Annotated in this window: 18 protein-coding genes and 1 riboswitch; of the genes, 13 read left to right on the top strand and 5 right to left on the bottom strand. The window is 61.8% G+C overall.

What is annotated here, in order from left to right:
* The first annotated feature begins 119 nt into the window (after positions 1-119).
* From ACTNBK_RS06950 to ACTNBK_RS06930, 5 genes are all read left to right on the top strand, one after another.
* Positions 120-587 (top strand): low molecular weight protein-tyrosine-phosphatase, encoded by a 468-nt coding sequence (locus ACTNBK_RS06950; RefSeq protein ID WP_441144796.1) that lies wholly within the window; start codon positions 120-122, stop codon positions 585-587.
* Entirely contained in the window at positions 581-1,597 is a 1,017-nt protein-coding gene (locus ACTNBK_RS06945) for a PDDEXK nuclease domain-containing protein (RefSeq protein WP_340039124.1), read from the top strand. The genes ACTNBK_RS06950 and ACTNBK_RS06945 overlap by 7 nt, the downstream gene beginning before the upstream one ends.
* 273 nt (positions 1,598-1,870) lie before the next feature.
* Positions 1,871-2,059, top strand: a riboswitch (cobalamin riboswitch).
* 139 nt (positions 2,060-2,198) lie between these two features.
* Complete coding sequence (locus ACTNBK_RS06940) at positions 2,199-3,224, top strand: ABC transporter substrate-binding protein (RefSeq protein ID WP_441144793.1); 1,026 nt, start codon at positions 2,199-2,201, stop codon at positions 3,222-3,224.
* Between the two features lie 5 nt (positions 3,225-3,229).
* Entirely contained in the window at positions 3,230-4,297 is a 1,068-nt protein-coding gene (locus ACTNBK_RS06935) for a FecCD family ABC transporter permease (RefSeq protein WP_441144791.1), read from the top strand.
* Positions 4,297-5,076 carry an ABC transporter ATP-binding protein gene (locus tag ACTNBK_RS06930; RefSeq protein ID WP_441144789.1) on the top strand — a complete coding sequence of 260 codons (780 nt, stop codon included), beginning with the start codon at positions 4,297-4,299 and terminating at the stop codon, positions 5,074-5,076. Before ACTNBK_RS06935 ends, ACTNBK_RS06930 begins: the two co-directional genes overlap by 1 nt.
* Positions 5,077-5,340: 264 nt before the next feature.
* Here the strand turns inward: ACTNBK_RS06930 and ACTNBK_RS06925 are convergent, their stop codons facing one another.
* Together ACTNBK_RS06925 and rsmA are read right to left on the bottom strand one after the other, a co-directional pair.
* Positions 5,341-6,081: an N-acetylmuramoyl-L-alanine amidase gene (locus ACTNBK_RS06925; protein WP_441144787.1), complete on the bottom strand. Its 741-nt coding sequence runs from the start codon at positions 6,079-6,081 to the stop codon at positions 5,341-5,343.
* A gap of 62 nt (positions 6,082-6,143) precedes the next feature.
* Positions 6,144-6,998: a 16S rRNA (adenine(1518)-N(6)/adenine(1519)-N(6))-dimethyltransferase RsmA gene (rsmA, locus tag ACTNBK_RS06920; protein WP_441144785.1), complete on the bottom strand. Its 855-nt coding sequence runs from the start codon at positions 6,996-6,998 to the stop codon at positions 6,144-6,146.
* A gap of 189 nt (positions 6,999-7,187) precedes the next feature.
* Between rsmA and ACTNBK_RS06915 the strand changes: the two genes are divergently transcribed.
* From ACTNBK_RS06915 to tsaD, 7 genes are all read left to right on the top strand, one after another.
* A complete protein-coding gene (locus tag ACTNBK_RS06915; protein WP_441144783.1) occupies positions 7,188-7,685 on the top strand; it encodes an RNA polymerase sigma factor in 498 nt (165 codons plus the stop codon).
* Between the two features lie 70 nt (positions 7,686-7,755).
* A complete protein-coding gene (locus tag ACTNBK_RS06910) occupies positions 7,756-8,235 on the top strand; it encodes a hypothetical protein (protein ID WP_441144781.1) in 480 nt (159 codons plus the stop codon).
* 137 nt (positions 8,236-8,372) lie between these two features.
* Positions 8,373-11,108: a DNA polymerase I gene (gene polA / locus ACTNBK_RS06905; protein WP_441144779.1), complete on the top strand. Its 2,736-nt coding sequence runs from the start codon at positions 8,373-8,375 to the stop codon at positions 11,106-11,108.
* 30 nt (positions 11,109-11,138) lie between these two features.
* Entirely contained in the window at positions 11,139-11,597 is a 459-nt protein-coding gene (gene rimI / locus ACTNBK_RS06900) for a ribosomal protein S18-alanine N-acetyltransferase (RefSeq protein WP_441144777.1), read from the top strand.
* Entirely contained in the window at positions 11,575-12,162 is a 588-nt protein-coding gene (locus ACTNBK_RS06895; protein WP_441144775.1) for a GNAT family N-acetyltransferase, read from the top strand. The genes rimI and ACTNBK_RS06895 overlap by 23 nt, the downstream gene beginning before the upstream one ends.
* A 61-nt stretch (positions 12,163-12,223) precedes the next feature.
* Positions 12,224-12,841, top strand: a complete 618-nt coding sequence (locus ACTNBK_RS06890; RefSeq protein WP_441144773.1) for a GNAT family N-acetyltransferase — start codon at positions 12,224-12,226, stop codon at positions 12,839-12,841.
* Complete coding sequence (tsaD, locus tag ACTNBK_RS06885) at positions 12,838-13,848, top strand: tRNA (adenosine(37)-N6)-threonylcarbamoyltransferase complex transferase subunit TsaD (RefSeq protein WP_441144771.1); 1,011 nt, start codon at positions 12,838-12,840, stop codon at positions 13,846-13,848. The genes ACTNBK_RS06890 and tsaD overlap by 4 nt, the downstream gene beginning before the upstream one ends.
* Before the next feature lie 46 nt (positions 13,849-13,894).
* Here tsaD and ACTNBK_RS06880 read toward each other — a convergent pair whose 3' ends face one another.
* From ACTNBK_RS06880 to ACTNBK_RS06870, 3 genes are read right to left on the bottom strand one after another with little or no spacing between them, the layout of a single operon-like run.
* Positions 13,895-14,416, bottom strand: a complete 522-nt coding sequence (locus ACTNBK_RS06880; protein ID WP_441144769.1) for a DUF4358 domain-containing protein — start codon at positions 14,414-14,416, stop codon at positions 13,895-13,897.
* Positions 14,413-16,938, bottom strand: a complete 2,526-nt coding sequence (locus tag ACTNBK_RS06875) for an ATP-dependent Clp protease ATP-binding subunit (RefSeq protein WP_441144832.1) — start codon at positions 16,936-16,938, stop codon at positions 14,413-14,415. Before ACTNBK_RS06875 ends, ACTNBK_RS06880 begins: the two co-directional genes overlap by 4 nt.
* Complete coding sequence (locus ACTNBK_RS06870; RefSeq protein WP_441144768.1) at positions 16,896-17,078, bottom strand: hypothetical protein; 183 nt, start codon at positions 17,076-17,078, stop codon at positions 16,896-16,898. The genes ACTNBK_RS06875 and ACTNBK_RS06870 overlap by 43 nt, the downstream gene beginning before the upstream one ends.
* Positions 17,079-17,314: 236 nt before the next feature.
* On the opposite strand from ACTNBK_RS06870, the gene ACTNBK_RS06865 reads away from it, so the two are divergent.
* A complete protein-coding gene (locus ACTNBK_RS06865; RefSeq protein ID WP_130849795.1) occupies positions 17,315-17,485 on the top strand; it encodes a DUF362 domain-containing protein in 171 nt (56 codons plus the stop codon).
* Positions 17,486-17,488: the final 3 nt, after the last annotated feature.

Here is a 17,488-nt window from a genome sequence, read left to right as displayed (position 1 = left end):
GAAAATACGGGAAGATTTGAGAAGATACCCCGGAAACACAGAAACAGGAAAATGCCGAAAAACCCTGCAATATTGGGCATTTGAGAAGAAATACAAGACTTATATGGAGATATAAGACGATGATAAAAATACTATTCATCTGCCACGGCAATATCTGCCGCAGCCCAATGGCTGAATTCGTGATGAAAGATCTGGTGAAAAAGGCGGGGCTGGAAGCCTGGTTCCACATTGAGTCCGCGGCGACCAGCACCGAGGAGATCGGCAATCCGGTCTATCCCCCGGCACGGCGCAAGCTGACGGAGCATGGGATCGACTGCTCCGGCAAGACCGCCCGGCAGCTCCAGAACGATGATTACGAGGAATACGACCTCCTGATCGGCATGGATCAGGCCAATCTCCGCAATATGCATCGCATCTGTGGCGGGGACTTCGAGGACAAGATGCACCTCTTGATGGAATACACCGAGCGCCCCGGCGATGTGGCCGACCCGTGGTACACCGGCGATTTCGAGGCCACATGGCGGGATGTGCTGGAAGGGTGTCAGGGGTTGCTGCATAAATTGACGGAGGCGAAAACACAATGTTGATGAATTCCAACGAATATCTGAATATCGTCGAATCGATCAAGCAGGAGATCCGCACAGCGCAATACCGTGCGACAGTCAGCGTCAATCGGGAATTGCTGCTCCTCTACCACTCCATCGGTGAAGTCATCAACGCGCACAAGACATGGGGGAGCAAGTTCATAGAAAACCTTGCCGCCGACATCAAGATTTCTTTTCCGGATGCCACTGGCTACTCTGTGAGAAACCTAAAATATATGGCAAAGTTCGCGGCAGCTTATCCGGGTGATGGATTTGTGCAACAGCCTGTTGCACAAATCCCGTGGGGACACAATGTTGCTCTGCTGGACAAACTCTCGGATATGGAAGAACGCCTCTGGTATGCGAGAAAAATCGCAGAGAACGGGTGGTCCCGCAATGTGCTGATTCATCAAATTGAGAGCGGTCTATATCAACGGCAGGTGCTGGCAGAAAAAGTGTCTAACTTCGAAAACCGCCTTCCGTCCCCGCAGAGCGAACTCGCCACGCAAACAATGAAAGATCCGTATATCTTCGACTTCATTCCGTTCAAAGAGGATATGGTAGAGCGCGACATTGAGCGGGCACTGGTCAAGGATGTGACGAAACTACTGCTGGAGCTGGGGACCGGCTTTGCGTTCCTCGGCAATCAGTACCACCTCAATGTGGGCGGAGATGATTTCTACATTGACTTGCTGTTCTATAATCTGAATCTCCGCTGCTATGTGGTGATTGAACTGAAGACTGGTGAGTTCAAGCCGGAGTACGCTGGGCAGCTCAACTTCTATCTCTCTGCGGTAGATGGAATTCTGAAGAAAGAACAGGATAATCCCTCAATCGGCTTGCTGCTCTGCAAGAGCAAAAACGACCTTGTGGCAGAGTATTCTCTGAAGGATATGAGCAAGCCCATCGGTGTCAGCGCCTATCAGATTACCAGCAATCTGCCGGAAGAATTGGAGCACCAACTGCCGTCCGTGGAGGATATCCAGAAGCGGATCAAAGGGGCGAAAGAATGACAGCATTATAAGTCAGAATTTATCCCACGGCTCTATCATTGTACCAGCAAGTCTGACATAATATATCTATAAAAGCCCAATCTATTGTGGTACAAGGCTTTAGGAGAAAATAGTAATTCTCACGCATTGGTACAGCGCATCGCAGGTGTTTCACCTGCGATGCGCTTTTTTCTTGCCCTGCGTCCCAGGGTACGGGAATGGCTGGAAGTCAGCCGCCTTTCTTCGGATGGCGCTTGACAACCGGGGGCGCATCCTCTAGAATAGGGGACTGTCACAACTACATATTCGGCAAGTGCCCAGCTCCGGCTGGGGTAAAAGGGAATCGGGTGAGAGTCCCGAGCGATCCGGTCACTGTGAACGGGGAGCGAGCCGCAGATGCCATTGCCGCGCAGGGCGCGGTGAGAAGGCGCGGCCCGCGGCGAGCCGTGAGCCAGGAAACCTGCTTGGTTGAATGAGAACAGAGATGTCTTCCGCTGAGAGCAGTCTGTTGAAACGGTGCACGGCCTTTGCCGGGTGCTGTTTTGGTGCCGTCTGCCCGGTTGGGCAGGCGGCCGTTGTTTTTCGGCGGGAGGCACACGGAAGCAGGAAAGGAGCGCTCCCCATGAAAAACACAAAGACTCTTGCCGCCCTGACGGCCCTGGCCCTGACGGTCTCCCTGACCGCCTGTTCCGCCGGAAAGACGGCGGCGACCACCCCGGCGCCCGCGGAGACCCAGCCCCAGAGCGGCCACTACCCGGTGACCATCACCAACTACAACTACACCGGCGAGCCGGTGACCTACACCTACGAAAAGGCGCCGGAGAAGGTCATCGCCGTGTATCAGGGCTGTATCGAAACCATGATCGCCCTGGGGCTGGAGGACCACGTGCTGGCCTCCTACGGTCTGGACAACGAGGTCAAGGACGAGTGGAAGGACGGCCTTGCCCGGATGCACTACGACGAGACCGTCTTCGCCCCCGACAAGGAGACGGTCACCCTCTTGGAGCCGGACATGATCTTCTCCTGGGGCTCCTATTTTGGGGAGAAGAAGCTGGGCGACGTGGGGGCATGGAACGAGAAGGGGGTGGGGACCTACATGAACTCCAACACGGTCCCCGGCGGTACCCGCACCCTGGAGAACGAATATACCGACATTCTGAACATCGGAAAGATCTTTGACGTGGAGGACAAGGCTCAGGCCCTGGTGGACGAGATGAAGGGCCAGGTGGAGGCCACTCTGGCTGCCGCCCAGGGCCAGGACCCCGTCCGGGTGGCGGTGGTGGAGCCCACGGCCAGCGGCACGATCACTAATTACGGCGCCGACTCCCTGGCCGGGGATATGGTCACGGCTCTGGGCGGCGAGCTGGCCCGTCCCGACGGCAGCGACCTGGGCAAGGAGGACCTGGTGGCCTGTGATCCCGACGTGATCTTTGTGGTCTACATGGCCTATTCCGGGGACGACCCAGACGCCGTCCGGGCCGAGCAGCTCGCCGCCATCCAGGACGACCCCGCCCTGGCCAGCCTGTCGGCGGTGCAGAACGGCCGGGTCCACCTCATCATGCTGGGCGACATGTACGCCAGCGGTCCCCGTACCATTGACGGCATCCGGACCCTGGCCCAGGGCATGTACCCCGGCCTGGATCTCTGAGCGCTGTGGAACGGAACCGTTTTGGGGCTGATCCGGCCTACCTCCTGGTCTGCCTGGTCCTGCTGGGGGCGCTGCTGCTCTCCCTCCTGGCCGCCGTCAGTTTCGGTACCGTGTCCATCCCCCTGGGGCAGGTGTATGAGGTCATCCTGGAGGAGCTGAGGGCCATGCTCCCCGGCGGGACAGCGTCCGCCGGGGGCAGCGTCCGGGACGTGGTGTGGCTCATCCGCCTGCCCCGGCTGGTCCTGGCCGTGGGGGTGGGGATGGCTCTGTCGGTCTGCGGCGCCGTCATGCAGGCCATCGTCAAAAATCCCCTGGCCGACCCCTATGTGCTGGGGGTGTCCTCCGGCGCCTATCTGGGTGCCTCCCTGGCCATGCTGCTGGGACTGGGAGGCCTCCTGGGAGGCAGCGCCATGGGGGTGCTGGGCTGTGCCGGGGCCCTGCTGGTCTCCCTGGGGGTGATGGCTCTGGCCAACCTGGGAGGCAGGTCCAACGCCGTCAAGCTCCTCCTGGCCGGTACTGCCCTCAGCGCCGTGTGTTCCGGCTTCTCCAACTTCTTCATCTTCCTCCTCAACGACGACCACGCCGCCAGCGCCGTGGTCCAGTGGTCCATGGGCTCCCTGGCCGCCGCCGATTGGGGGAGCAACGCCGTCATCGTCACTGTGGCGGTGCTGAGTACCCTCTTCTTCTGGACCCAGTACCGAAATCTCAACCTGATGCTGCTGGGGGACGACTGCGCCATCACCCTGGGCACCGATCTCCACCGGTGGCGGCTCATCTACCTGACGGTGGCGGCGGTGATGGTGGGCTTCGCGGTCTACAAGGCGGGGCTCATCGGCTTTGTGGGCCTGCTCATCCCCCATGTGGTGCGGATGCTCTTTGGCACCGACCACAAAAAGCTCATCCCCATCTCCGCCCTCCTGGGGGCTATCTTCCTGGTGTGGGCCGACGTGCTCTGCCGGGTCGTCCTGCCCGGCAATGAGCTGCCCATCGGCGTGCTCACCGCCCTGGTGGGGGCCCCCGTCTTTGTCTACCTCATGGCCCGGAAAAAATACGGCTTCGGAGGTGGTGACTGATGGAGATCCGTGCGTCAGACGTCCAGACCGTCCTGGGGGGTAGCCAGATCCTCCGGGGGGTGGACCTCCGGGCGGAGCGGGGGGAGCTGGTGGGGGTCATCGGCCCCAACGGCAGCGGCAAGAGCACCCTGCTCAAATGCATCTACCGGGTCCTGAAGCCTACGGGAGGCGCCGTCTGGCTGGACGGCAGGGCCCTTCCCGAATACAGCTATAAACAATCTGCCCGGCAGGTGGCCGTGGTGGCCCAGCACAACTATTATAACTTTGACTTCTCCGTCCGGGACGTGGTCATGATGGGGCGGGCGCCCCACAAGCGGGCCCTGGACCGGGACAACGCCCGGGACCATGAGATGGTGGCCCGGGTCCTGGAGACGGTGGGCATGGCGGACTTTGCCCAACGCTCCTTCGCCACCCTCTCCGGGGGTGAGCAGCAGCGGGTCATCCTGGCCCGGGCCCTGGCCCAGGACACTCCCTGCCTCATCCTGGACGAGCCCACCAACCATCTGGACATCAAGTACCAGCTCCAGCTCATGGACATCGTGAAGGGGCTGGACCGGACGGTGATCGCCGCCATCCACGACCTGAACATCGCCGCCATGTACTGCGACCGGCTCTACGCCGTCAAGGCGGGGCGGGTGGTGGCCTCCGGCAGGCCGGAGGAGGTGCTCACACCAGAGCTGATCCGGGCGGTCTACGAGGTGGAGGCCGAGGTGCTTCGGGACAGAGGGGGTAGGCTGCGTGTCTTCTATCACCCTGGCAGCCATAAATCGAATATATAAACAGGACGCGGCAGAGTACTCTGCCGCGTCCTGTTTCATCTGGATGCAAAAAACGCCGGCAGCCAGGCTGTCGGCGGAAGTTTTGGTCTGTCTCCCCGGAGAAGCGGCTGCCTCTCCGGGGAGCACAGCGGTGTTGCAAAGAGAGAGAGGGAGGAGGTTGGAATGGTTTGGGTCCTTACGAGTATTAGAATACCACACCCCACACAGAAGTGATGGACAGATTTAGAACGCTCTGTGAACTTTCTATGAACGCCACAGAAGGCCTCAAACCAGGGTGATATAGTCCCCGCTGGCGTAACCGGTCACATCCCCGAAGCGGACCAGATACCACCCCTGCCACTGGTTAATAATGGTGAGACGGGCGCCGTCATAGGCCCGGGCCAGGATGGGGGCGGAGCGGTCGGGCCGGGAGCGGATGTTGAGGGAACCCCAGGATACGTCCACCACACCCCGGCGCTCCGGCACCGGAGTGAGGAAGGGGATGCCGAAGTACTGGCACAGGGAGCCCACCAGATTTTGGGCGATGAGGTCCAACTGGTTTTTCACCCAGGCGGCATCGTCCGGGTTGTCGTGGTAGCCCAGCTCCAGAAAGACGGAAGGGGCCCGGACCCTGCGGACCTCACCGATGGTGGTGGTGGCCTCGGCCCGGACCAGAGAAGGGATGGGATAGATCCGCTTTAGGTTTTCTGCCATGATCTCGGCGGCCCGTCGGCCTTTGGCGCTGCCGGGGTAGTAAAAGACCAGTACGCCCCGCACCTCTCCATAGCGCCCCTCCGGGGCGGCGTTGGAGTGGAGGGCCAGATGGAGGTCGTAATTGCCCCGGTTGGAGGCGGTGATAGAGCTAGAGGCGGTCATGTCGGGAGTGTTCCGGGTGTAGCGGATGCCGGAGGCGTCCAGGTAGGGCACCATGGCGTCGGCCAGACGGTTCATCCAGTACTCCTCGGAGCCGCCGCTCACATAGAGGTTGTTTTCCTGGGTGGAGGGGGAGAGGTAGATGATGGGCATGGAGAGGCCCTCCTTTCCCTTCATGCTATGCGGGAAGGAGGGCCGTGGACACGAAAAGAGCGTTAGAAATCCCCCAGGGCACGGGTGAGGGCGGCAAACTCCGGGATGCCCAGCCGTTCGCCCCGGATGTTTTCGGGCAGGCCGGCGGCGGCAATGGCGGCTTTGATGGCCTCCTTGTCCACGCCGCCCAAGCCGGCGGAGAGGGCGTTGAGGAGGGTCTTGCGGCGCTGGCCGAAGGCGGCCTTCACCACCCGGAAGAACCGCTTCTCATCCTCCACACCCTCCGGGGGAGCGGACCGGGGGACCATGCGGATCACCGAGGAGGTCACCTTGGGGGCGGGGACGAAGCACTCGGGCCCCACGTCGAAGAGGAGCTCGGGGACGGTGTGGTACTGGCAGTACACCGAGAAGGCGCCGTAGTCCGCCGTGCCCGGGGCGGCGCAGATGCGCAGGGCCACCTCCCGCTGGATCATCACGGCGATGCAGGCGAAGCGGTCGGCCTCGATGAGGGCGGTGATGACGGGGGTGGTGATGTTGTAGGGCAGGTTGGCGCAGGCCATGGGCACCATGTCGGGGAACTTCTCGTCCACCAGGGCAGGGATGTCCAGCTTCAGGATGTCGGCGGGGAGGATCTCCACGTTGGAGAAGTCCTGCAAGGTCTCGTCCAGCACCGGCAGGAGAGAGCGGTCCAGCTCCACCGCCACCACCTTCTGGGCCACGCCGGCCAGCTGCGAGGTGAGGGGGCCAATGCCGGGGCCGATCTCCAGCACGCCGTTTTCCGGTCCCACTCCGGCTCCCTCTACCAGCCCTCTGGGGACCCAGTCCTGGATGAGGAAGTTCTGGCCCATGGATTTGGAGAAGTGGAAGCCGTGGCGGCCCAGCAGGGCCTTGATGGTATTGAGGTCGCAGAGATCCATAACAGCACTCCTATGTGTCGATGTGTGTGAAAAACCAGTCATGACCATTATACCCCCTGCCGGCCGGGCTGGAAAGGGGAAGTTTTTAGGGGCGGCAAATATTTTTATTTGCGTGGGATATTTTGCCCCCCTGACGCGTATTCCAAGTGAAAGGCCTTTCACAAACCCCACCAGGAAGGGGAGTACCTGATGACAGACGAGACATTTGAACAGGCAGCAAGGACCTATGCCGACACCATTTACCGGGTGGCCCTACACGCTTTAGGCAGTCGAGCAGATGCCGAGGACGTGATGCAGACGGTGCTGCTGAAGCTTTACGAGCGGAAGGAGGACTTCGAGAGTCCCGATCATCTCAAGCATTGGCTACTACGTCTGGCGGTGAATGAGAGCCGCAGCTTGCTTCGGTCAGTGTGGCGCTGCCGGCGGGTGAGCTTGGACGAGGGGTGGGATCTGCCAGTGCCAGAGGACCCAGCCAGGGCGGAACTTCTGGAGGCGGTCATGTCTCTGGAGCCCAAGTACCGCCTGACAATCTATCTCTACTATTATGAGGGTTGTTCTGTGAAGGAGACGGCCCGGGTAATGGGTGCCCGGCCGTCTACCGTACAGACTTGGCTCCACCGGGCGCGGCAGCGGCTGCGGGCCGAGTTGACCCGGGAAGAAACTGAGGAGGGACACTGTTATGTTTGATCCTAATATGTATCATGTACTTTGTGAGCAGCTGACTGCCCCTCATGAGGCCATAGAAGAGGTGATCCAAATGACAAAAGAAAAGAAAGCTATGCGGAAACGCCGCCCCATCCGGGTACTGGTTGCGGTAGCCGCCGTCTGCACCGCTCTGGCCATTACCGCCAGCGCTTCCAATCCGGAGATTCTGGAAGGTATTGTTACGTCCATCCGAACTTCTGTAAGTATAGGCGAGTACCATGAGGAGCTGGTAATGGAAAACGGAGAGGTGATGACCGCCCTCTGTATTCCAGATGCCGCTGTGGAGGAGCAGGATGGCCGTACGATTCTGACGGTGAACGGCGAGGAACTGGATATTACTGAGGAGTTGGCCAGAGAGGGGCGGTACGTATGGTACGACGAGGATCAGGGAGCTAAAGTGCAGGTGGAGGTAACTCTGGATGAGAATGGCGCTCCGCAGGCCATCGTGAGCGCAGCCCTGGCAGAGGGAGACATTGGGGATGCCTCTGTCTCCATGGTAATAGAATCCAACGGGGAGGAAACGGACCCCTGAATAACCGGGCGGCGTACAGCTGCCGGCGTATAGCCGGCGTATAGCCGCCCGGTTTTTTCTTGCCCTGAGGTGGGAAAGCTGTTATACTATACTGTATCTGTGTATCTGAACTTTTACGCGGCGCGGAGGGAACTTCCATGAAGCTCATGGTCATCGACGGCAACTCTATCATCAACCGGGCCTTTTACGGCATCCGGATGCTCACCACCCGGGACGGCACCCCGACCAACGCCGTCTACGGTTTCCTCACCATCCTCCAGAAGCTGGTGGGGGAGGAGTCGCCCGACGCCCTGTGCGTCTGCTTCGACCGCAAGGCCCCCACCTTCCGCCACCTGGCCTATGAGGGCTACAAGGCCCAGCGGAAGGGGATGCCCGACGAGCTGGCTGCCCAGTTGCCCATCCTGAAGGATGTCCTGGCTGCCATGAACATCCCCCGCTATGAGATGGACGGCTGGGAGGCCGACGACCTTATGGGCACCATCTCGGTGAAAGATACGGCGGCAGGCTGGGAGACCGTTATCGTTACCGGCGACAAGGATTCCCTCCAGCTCATCACGGACACCGCCCGGGTGAAGCTGGTCACCACCCGCATGGGCCAGACCACCGAGAAGGATATGACCCCGGAGACCTTTCGGGAGGCCTATGGCTTCGATCCCATCCACATCATCGACCTCAAGGCCCTCATGGGAGATGCCAGCGACAACATCCCCGGCGTCAAGGGTATCGGCGAGAAGACGGCCATGGACCTCATCCAGCGCTACGGCAGTGTGGCGGCCATCTATGCCGATCTGGACTCTGTGGAGGCCAAGCCGGCGGTGCTCAAGAAGCTGAAGGAGGGGGTGGACCAGGCCAAGATGTCCTACGACCTGGCCACCATCCACACCGACGCCCCTCTGGAGTTTGCCCCCGACGACGCCCTGCGACGGGAACCCGACCAGCGGGCCCTCTACGACCTCTTCCTGAAGCTGGAGTTCAACAAGCTCATTGACAAGATGGGCCTGAAGGCCCCTCAGGGGGAGGCGATCCAGACCGAGGAGATGGTGACGGGCACCTGCACCAGCGAGGTGGTCACCGACCCCGCCCGGGCGGAGGAGCTGCTGAATATCTGGCGGGGACAGGACAGCGTGGATGTGCTGGCTCTCCCCGGGCTGGACGTGGTGGCGGTGGAGCACTGGGAGACAGAGACGGACAGCCACGCCGCCGTGCTGATGGCCTCCAAGCTGGAGGGGTACAACGATATCCTGAGGGCCCTGTTCGCCGGAGACATTAAAAAGAACACCCACGACGTAAAGACCCTTCTCTCCCGACTGTTGGCTGAGGGCATCGAAGGGGGCGGCTTCGTCTTTGATACCGCCATCGCCGCCTATCTCCTGGCTCCTACCGACGGCAGCTATGATTTGGAGAAGCTGTCGGTGACGTATTTCAACCACGAGACGGCCAAGGCCAAGGAGACCTACCTGGCCAAGGATGCTTTCTCCCCTCTGGCCGATTTTCAGACCGCTCTGGACCTGGGGAAGGACCCCTATGAGGGGGCGGAGGATAGGGAGGTCGCCGCAGCGGAAGTGAGCGGCCCCATGGGTGCCCTTCTGTCCCACTGCGCCCTCATCGGCGCACTGAAGGAGGCCATGGCCCCCCGGCTCACTGAGCTGGGCATGGACAAGCTTTTCTATGAAGTGGAGCTCCCCCTGTGCCCTGTGCTGGCCGAGATGGAGCACGCCGGGGTGCTGGTGGACCGGCAGGCCCTTACCGCCTTCGGCGCCATGCTGGAGGGGCGCATCAAAGCTGACGAGGCCGTCATCTACGACCTGGCAGGGGAGGAGTTCAACATCAACTCTACCCAGCAGTTCGGCAAGATCCTCTTTGAGAAGCTGGGGCTGCCCCCGGTGAAGAAGACCAAGAGCGGCTGGTCCACCAGCGCCGAGGTGCTGGAGAAGCTGCGGGGCAAGCACCCCATCGTGGAGGCGGTGCTGGACTACCGGCAGCTGGCCAAGCTGAAGAGCACCTATGTGGACGGCCTCACCAAGGTCATCGCCGCCGACGGGCGCATCCACACCTCCTTCCAGAACACCGTTACCGCCACCGGACGCCTGAGCTCCACCGAGCCCAATCTGCAAAACATCCCGGTGCGCACCGAGCTAGGGGCGGAGCTGCGAAAGATGTTCGTCTCCCCCAAGGGCTGGCAGCTGGTGGACGCCGATTACTCCCAGATTGAGCTGCGGCTGCTGGCCTGCATCTCCGGGGATGAGGCCATGCAGGCCGCCTTCCGGAGCGGGGAGGACATCCACACCGTGACAGCCTCTCAGGTCTTTGGGGTGCCGGTGGAGTCGGTGACCCACGAGATGCGCCGGCGGGCCAAGGCGGTGAACTTCGGCATCGTCTACGGTATCTCCGACTTCTCCCTGTCCCAGGACATTGGGGTCACCCGGGCAGAGGCCAGGGAGTATATGGACAAGTACTTTGAGACCTACCACGGGGTCCGGGACTATATGAAGGAGGTGGTGGAGCAGGCCAAGGAGAACGGCTATGTCTCCACCATCCTGGGCCGGCGGCGGTGGCTGCCGGAGCTGAAGTCCTCCAACTTCAACCTGCGCTCCTTTGGGGAGCGGGTGGCCCTCAACATGCCCATTCAGGGCACTGCCGCCGACCTCATCAAGCTGGCCATGATTCATGTACGGGACCGGCTGAAGACGGAGGGGCTGGAGGCCCGGCTGGTCCTCCAGGTCCACGACGAGCTCATTGTGGAGTGTCCTGACGGAGAAGTGGAGCGGGTCAAGGCTCTCCTCACACAGGAGATGGAGGGGGTCATGGACCTGCCGGTACCCATGCGCGCCGACTCCGCCGCCGGGCGGAGCTGGGCCGAGGCCAAGGAATAAGAGGAAAAGAGAGAAGGAGAGAGAGTACCCGTGCATTATGATCTGGTTCCCATGGACCGCTCCCATCTGGAGGGCGTGCTGTCCATTGAACGGGCCTGCTTTGGACGGCCGTGGTCGGAGCAGACCTTTACCGACGCACTGTATAACGATGCCGTCTCCCTGATCGTGGCCCAGGGGGAGGATGGAACAGTGCTGGGCTATGCCGAGCTGTCGGTGATCCTGGACGAGGGCTGTCTGGAGAAGATCGCCGTGGACCCCAAGTACCGCCGCCAGGGTGTGGCAGAGGAGCTTTTGGGGGCTTTCCTGCGGTTCGGCCGGGCCAACCTGGCCTTCATCACCCTGGAGGTCCGGGAGAGCAACGCCCCGGCCATCGCCCTCTACGAAAAGCTGGGCTTCCGGCAGGTGGGGCGGAGAAAGAATTATTATGCAGAAGTCCATGAGGACGCAATTTTAATGACGGTGGAGTTTGATCGAATTGGAACAGTATGAGTTGAAGAAGTTGGATCTGGACGCCCTGCACCTGGTCTACCACGACCATCTGACCCCGGATTTTCCCCCCGCAGAGCGCAAGCCCCTGGCCGCCATGGAGAAGCTGCTCTCCGCAGGGCGGTACGAGCCCTGGGGCCTTTATCGGGGGGAGGAGCTCATGGCCTATGCTATGATGTGGAAGGATCCGGAGGGGGGCTTTGAACTGCTGGACTACCTGGGGGTCTGCCAGGGCAAACCCCGGGGCGAGGGCATCGGCACCGTGATGGTGGCCTACCTCATGGACCACTACAGCCATGTGGAGGGCGTTCTGGTGGAGGCCGAGGCCGAGGATGACAAGCTGTCCGAAGAGGAGAACGCTCTGCGCCGCCGGAGGCTGGGCTTCTACCGCCGGGTGGGCTTTAGGGATCTGAGCTATGTGGCCGAGATCTACGGTGTGCGCTACGCCATGTTCCTCTACGGCGACAAGAGTGAGGAGGAGGCCATGGAGGCCCACCAGCGCCTCTATCACTACGAGCTCAGCCCCTGGCTCTACGACAAGTTCATCCACATCCCCGAAAAGGCCTGAGACGGCCAGGCTGCCCCTTCCGGGTAGGAGGCTGATGGTGCGAAATACGAGGTAGATCAATATGGAACTGAAGGTTTTGGACAGAAACAGCCTGGAGGACCTGTATCACCAGGAACTGGAGCAGGTATTCTCTGATAGCGAGCGGCGGCCTCTAGCGGCCATACTCCGGCTGCTGGAGATGGGGCGATACGAGGCATTGCTGGCCATTGAGGACGGAGAACCCATCGGCTATGCCATGCTCTGGCGTTCGGCCCGGCCGGGCAGCGCGCTTCTGGAGTATCTGGGCGTCTTGCGTGGAAAGCGGAACGGAGGCGCGGGTAGTCGGATACTTGCCCAGCTGGGGGAGCGCTACAATGAGCTGTTCGGGGAGGCTGAGGCGCCGGATACAGGAGACCCGGCGGAGGATGATCTACGCCTGCGGCGCATCGGTTTCTATGTCCGGAACGGATTCCGGGTCCTCAACTACATGTGCGCCCTGTTCGGTGTGCGATTTCATTGCCTGTACCGCGGGCCGGAGATGGACGACCAGAGGGTACAGGAGATCCACCGGAGCGTGTACGCAGCCTATTTTTCCACGGAGCATATGGGGCGGTATATCCAGCTGCCGTTGGCGCCAGGGGAGGAGATTCACCCGGCGGAGAGGTGGCTGGAGGAAAATGAGGAGGGGATAGAGACATGAATATTCTGGCCTTTGAGTCCTCCTGTGACGAGACCGCCGCCGCGGTGGTCCGGGACGGCCGTCAGGTCCTGTCCGACGTCATCGCCTCCCAGGCGGACATGCACGCCATCTACGGCGGCGTGGTGCCGGAGATCGCCTCCCGGAAGCATGTAGAGGCCATCGCCGGTCTGGCCGACGCCGCCCTCCAGAAGGCCGGCCTCCAGCGGCGGGACATCGACGCTGTGGCCGTCACCTACGGCCCTGGCCTCATCGGCGCGGTGCTGGTGGGAGTCAACTTTGCCAAGTCGGTGGCCTACGGCCTGGGGGTGCCCCTCATCCCCGTCCACCACGTCCGGGGACACATCTCGGCCAACTACATCGCCCACCTGGACCTGGAGCCTCCCTTTGTCTGCCTGTGTGTCTCCGGCGGCACGACCCTCATCGTGGACGTGAAAGACTACACCAAGATGCGGGTGCTGGGCGCCACCCGGGATGATGCGACGGGGGAGTGCTTTGACAAGGTGGCCCGAGTGCTGGGCATCGGCTACCCCGGCGGCGCCCCCATGGACCGGCTGAGCCGGGGCGGCGACGACAAGAAGTATACCTTCCCCTCGGTCCACGTCCACGACGCCCCTATGGACATGTCCTTCTCGGGGCTGAAGACGGCGGCCATCAACCTCATTCACAATGCCCAGCAGAAGGGGGAGGAGCTGGACCTGCCCTCTCTGGCGGCCTCCTTCGCCGGGGCGGTCAGCGACATGCTGGTTCCCAGAGTCATGGAGGCGGCCAGGATCTGCCGTTACAGGAAGGTGGCAGTGGCCGGCGGTGTGGCGGCCAACTCCCGCATCCGGGGGGACCTGGAGCGAGCCTGCGCCCAGGCGGGCATGGAGCTCTACCTGCCCCCACTCTCCCTGTGCGGCGATAACGGTGCAATGATCGGCTGCCAGGCCTATTATGAGTACCTGGCCGGTACCCGGGGCGGTTTGGACCTGAACGCCTACGCCAATCTGGACATCGAAAAGGGATAAAAAACGGCCTCTTCCCGAACCGGGAAGAGGCCGTTTTTTGCCCATCTTAGCCGTTGAGAGAGGTCTTGATGGCGTCCAGGACGGTATCCTGATCCTCGCACATGACCAGCAGGATGGTGCCGTCGTCCAAGGTTTCCACCTTGGCGGCGTTGGCGATGTCGTACTGGTCGATGAGGTACTGCTGGAAGTTCTGCTTCTGCTGGTCCACAAAGGCGTTAACGCCATCCAGGATCTCCTCGCTCTTGCCCTCGGCGGGGAGAATGGCAGCCACGCCGTAGGCCTTCACGTTCATGGGAGAGATGGCCACGGCAAAGGCGTCGGTGTTTTCGTCAGTGACGCCGATGAGGGGGAGCACCATGGCGGCCATGTCGTCCTCAGTGGAGGTAATCACAGGGATGGCCTCGTTGAGCTCGGCGTCCCGGGCGGTCTCGATGGCGGTCTTGTAGGCCTCGGTGTACTCCTCGGGGGTCTTGTTGGTGGTACCGGAATTGTCCTTGCTTCCTCCGCAGCCCACCAGGGCGGAAAGCAGCAGCAGGGCGGACAGGGACAGAGACAGCATACGTTTCATGGGGATGATTCTCCTTTGGTTTTGTTTTGTTTACAGTCTCCTTGGACGCAGGCCGCCGGATTTTGTTCCCCCGGCGCAGAAAAAATATTGAATTTATTTTCTTCGGCCAGGACCATGGCAGTCTCTCCGGCGGAGAGCCTGCCTCCCAGGAGCAGTTCGGCGATGGGGTCCTCCACCTGGGTGCGGATGGCCCGACGGAGGGGTCGGGCACCGTATTCCGGATCAAAGCCGGCATCGGTGAGCTGGTCCAGGGCCTTGTCGCTGACCTTGAGGGCCACCTGGTGCTCCCCCAGCCGCCGCCCCAGCTGGTCCAGCAGCCGACGGGCGATCCGCCGCAGCTCGGGTCGGGTGAGCTGTTGAAATACGATAATCTCGTCCACCCGGTTGAGGAATTCGGGGCGGAAGATCTGCTTGAGCTCGGAGAGAACAGCCTGACGCAGCTCCTCCGGCGGCCGGGTATCTCCCTGCCGGGTTGTAAAGCCCAGATGCCCCCCCTTGGCAGTGAGCCGCCGGGCGCCGGCGTTGGAGGTCATGACCACCACCGTGTTCCGGAAGTCCACCTTCCGGCCCTGGGCATCGGTGACCACGCCGTCCTCCAGGATTTGAAGCAGGATGCCCCATACATCGGGGTGGGCTTTCTCCAGCTCGTCAAAGAGGACCACGGAATAGGGCTTGCGCCGCACCTTTTCCGTGAGCTGTCCTCCCTCGTCGTAGCCCACATAACCCGGCGGAGAGCCCAGGAGCCGGGAGACAGTGTGCTTTTCCATATATTCTGACATGTCAAAACGAAGGAGGGCGTCTTCGGTGCCGAACATGGCGGCGGCCAGGGCCTTGCATAGCTCGGTCTTGCCCACGCCGGTGGGACCCAGGAAGAGAAAGGAACCGATGGGGCGACTGGGTTCCTTCAGGCCTGCACGACTCCGGCGGATGGCACGGGCCACCGCTTTGACGGCGGCGTCCTGACCCACCACCCGGCGGTGGAGCTCCCCCTCCAGGGCCAGGAGCCGGTCAGACTCGGCCTGGGTCAGGGTGCTCACCGGGATGCCGGTACAGTCGGCCACCACGGCGGCCACGTCCTCGGCCTCCACGCTCTGTTTTCTCTGACCCTGGTGCCAGGCACAGCACTGCACTGCCAACTCCCGCCGAAAGTCCCGCTCCGCGTCCCGGAGCATGGCGGCCCGCTCATAGTTCTGCCCCCGGATGGCAGTCTCCCGGGCGGCGGCGGCCTGACAGGCCTTTTCCTCCAACCCGCGCAGGGCGGGAGGTGTCTCCAGGGCGCCGATCCGGACCCGGGCGGCGGCCTCGTCGATGAGGTCCACCGCCTTGTCCGGGAGGAAGCGGTCGGGGAGGTAGCGGCAGGAGAGAGTCACCGCCGCCTCCAGAGCCTGGTCGGAGATGGTCAGTTTGTGGTGACTTTCGTAGCGGCTGCGCAGGCCCCGGAGAATGGCCAGGGCATCCGCCTGGCTGGGCTCCTCCACCAATACGGACTGGAATCGTCGCTCCAATGCGGCGTCCTTTTCGATATATTTCCGGTATTCCGCCAGGGTGGTGGCCCCCACCACCTGAAGATCGCCCCGGCTCAGGGCTGGCTTGATGATGTTGGCGGCGTCGATGGCGCCCTCGGCGCTCCCCGCCCCCACAATAGTGTGGAGCTCATCCAGAAAGAGGATGATGTCCCCCGCTCGACGGACCTCGGCCAAGATATTTTTGACCCGTTCCTCAAATTCGCCCCGGTACTTGGTCCCCGCCACGGTGGCAGAGAGGTCCAGAGACAGGAGCCGCTTGCCACGCAGGCAGTCGGGGACTTGGCCGGAGACAATGCGTCGGGCCAGACCCTCCGCGATGGCCGTTTTGCCCACGCCGGGCTCGCCGATGAGGGCGGGGTTGTTCTTCTGCCGACGGGAGAGGATCTGGATGACCCGGCGGATTTCCCGATCCCGTCCGATGACAGGGTCCAGGCTGCCGGCAGCGGCCAGCCGGGTCAGATCTTTTGCAAATTGTTCTAACAGCTTTTTTTCGCCCCGTTCCGTGTGTTCGCGCTCCGGGCGTGGCCGGGCCGGCTCACTCCAAGGAGGGGGACCGGCGGGCGTCTCGCCAAGAGCTTTCATGGTGTCTGTGTAAAGGCCACCCAGCTGGCCGGTAGCGGCCAAGACCCGGGTGGCGGCGCAGGTCCGCAGGCGGAGGAGCCCCAGGAGTAGGTGCTCGGTGTCCACCCTCCGGAAGCCGGTCCGCAGACACTCCGCCGCTGCCAGCTCCACAGCCTGCCTGCAGTTGGGCGTCAGGCCGTGGAGGGGAAGGCTCACGGCGCTGCCCGCGCCGGAGACCAACTTCACCCCATCCTCCAAATACTGAGGGGTGAGGCCGGAGGCCCGAAGGATCTGGGCAGCGACGCCCTGTCCCTCCTGACTGAGACCTAGAAGAAGGTGCTCCGTTCCCACATAGCTGTGGCCCAGCCGCACTGCGGCCTTCTGTGCCAGCTTCAGGGCTGCCTGGGCTCGCTGTGTGAATCGCTCTTCTCGGATGGTTTCTCACCTCGGTTCCGTTTGGTCTGGGCCGGACGGTCGGTCCGGTGTCCGTGGGCGCGGCTGTGAGCGGCGCCAGCCAGCTCAGGGGTCAGGGCGCCGGCCAGTTCCACACGAAAACGATCCTGAAATTCCCGCATATGCTCACCTCCCGGGAAAGCATCGTTTTTTCTCACGCTTCTAACTATATCCAGATCTCCGGCGGGATAAACCACCTTCCGGCTGGGCACGCCTGGATTGTATCCCTAGTTTAACCATTCTGAGGACTTCTACCCGCAGAGGCAAAAAAATGAGGAGGGAAATTTGCAGAAATAAACGTTGCATTTTTTCGAAACTGTGGTAGAATAGGCTTACATTCAAATTGGAGGTGTTACCAATGGCCTATGTCATCAGTGATGCTTGTGTGAGCTGCGGCTCTTGTGCCGATTCCTGCCCCATGGGTGCTATTTCTCAGGGCGACAGCCAGTACGTCATCGACGCCAATACCTGCATCGATTGCGGTTCCTGCGCTGATACCTGCCCCACCGGCGCTATCTCCCAGGGCTAACAC

This window comes from Intestinimonas sp. HCP28S3_D6 (genome assembly GCF_052065695.1).
In the GTDB taxonomy this organism is placed as follows: domain Bacteria; phylum Bacillota; class Clostridia; order Oscillospirales; family Oscillospiraceae; genus Intestinimonas.
The sequence above is the reverse complement of the archived record's forward strand: the minus strand, read 5'-3'. Positions and strand labels throughout refer to the sequence as shown.

Excerpts from the sequence above, each read along its gene's own strand:
- ACTNBK_RS06950 (WP_441144796.1), top strand. The coding sequence starts at position 120 with ATGATAAAAATACTATTCATCTGCCACGGCAATATCTGCCGCAGCCCA.
- ACTNBK_RS06945 (WP_340039124.1), top strand. The coding sequence starts at position 581 with ATGTTGATGAATTCCAACGAATATCTGAATATCGTCGAATCGATCAAG.
- ACTNBK_RS06940 (WP_441144793.1), top strand. The coding sequence starts at position 2,199 with ATGAAAAACACAAAGACTCTTGCCGCCCTGACGGCCCTGGCCCTGACG.
- ACTNBK_RS06930 (WP_441144789.1), top strand. The coding sequence starts at position 4,297 with ATGGAGATCCGTGCGTCAGACGTCCAGACCGTCCTGGGGGGTAGCCAG.
- ACTNBK_RS06925 (WP_441144787.1), bottom strand. The coding sequence starts at position 6,081 with ATGCCCATCATCTACCTCTCCCCCTCCACCCAGGAAAACAACCTCTAT.
- rsmA (WP_441144785.1), bottom strand. The coding sequence starts at position 6,998 with ATGGATCTCTGCGACCTCAATACCATCAAGGCCCTGCTGGGCCGCCAC.
- ACTNBK_RS06915 (WP_441144783.1), top strand. The coding sequence starts at position 7,188 with ATGACAGACGAGACATTTGAACAGGCAGCAAGGACCTATGCCGACACC.
- ACTNBK_RS06910 (WP_441144781.1), top strand. The coding sequence starts at position 7,756 with ATGACAAAAGAAAAGAAAGCTATGCGGAAACGCCGCCCCATCCGGGTA.
- polA (WP_441144779.1), top strand. The coding sequence starts at position 8,373 with ATGAAGCTCATGGTCATCGACGGCAACTCTATCATCAACCGGGCCTTT.
- ACTNBK_RS06890 (WP_441144773.1), top strand. The coding sequence starts at position 12,224 with ATGGAACTGAAGGTTTTGGACAGAAACAGCCTGGAGGACCTGTATCAC.
- tsaD (WP_441144771.1), top strand. The coding sequence starts at position 12,838 with ATGAATATTCTGGCCTTTGAGTCCTCCTGTGACGAGACCGCCGCCGCG.
- ACTNBK_RS06880 (WP_441144769.1), bottom strand. The coding sequence starts at position 14,416 with ATGAAACGTATGCTGTCTCTGTCCCTGTCCGCCCTGCTGCTGCTTTCC.
- ACTNBK_RS06870 (WP_441144768.1), bottom strand. The coding sequence starts at position 17,078 with ATGCGGGAATTTCAGGATCGTTTTCGTGTGGAACTGGCCGGCGCCCTG.
- ACTNBK_RS06865 (WP_130849795.1), top strand. The coding sequence starts at position 17,315 with ATGGCCTATGTCATCAGTGATGCTTGTGTGAGCTGCGGCTCTTGTGCC.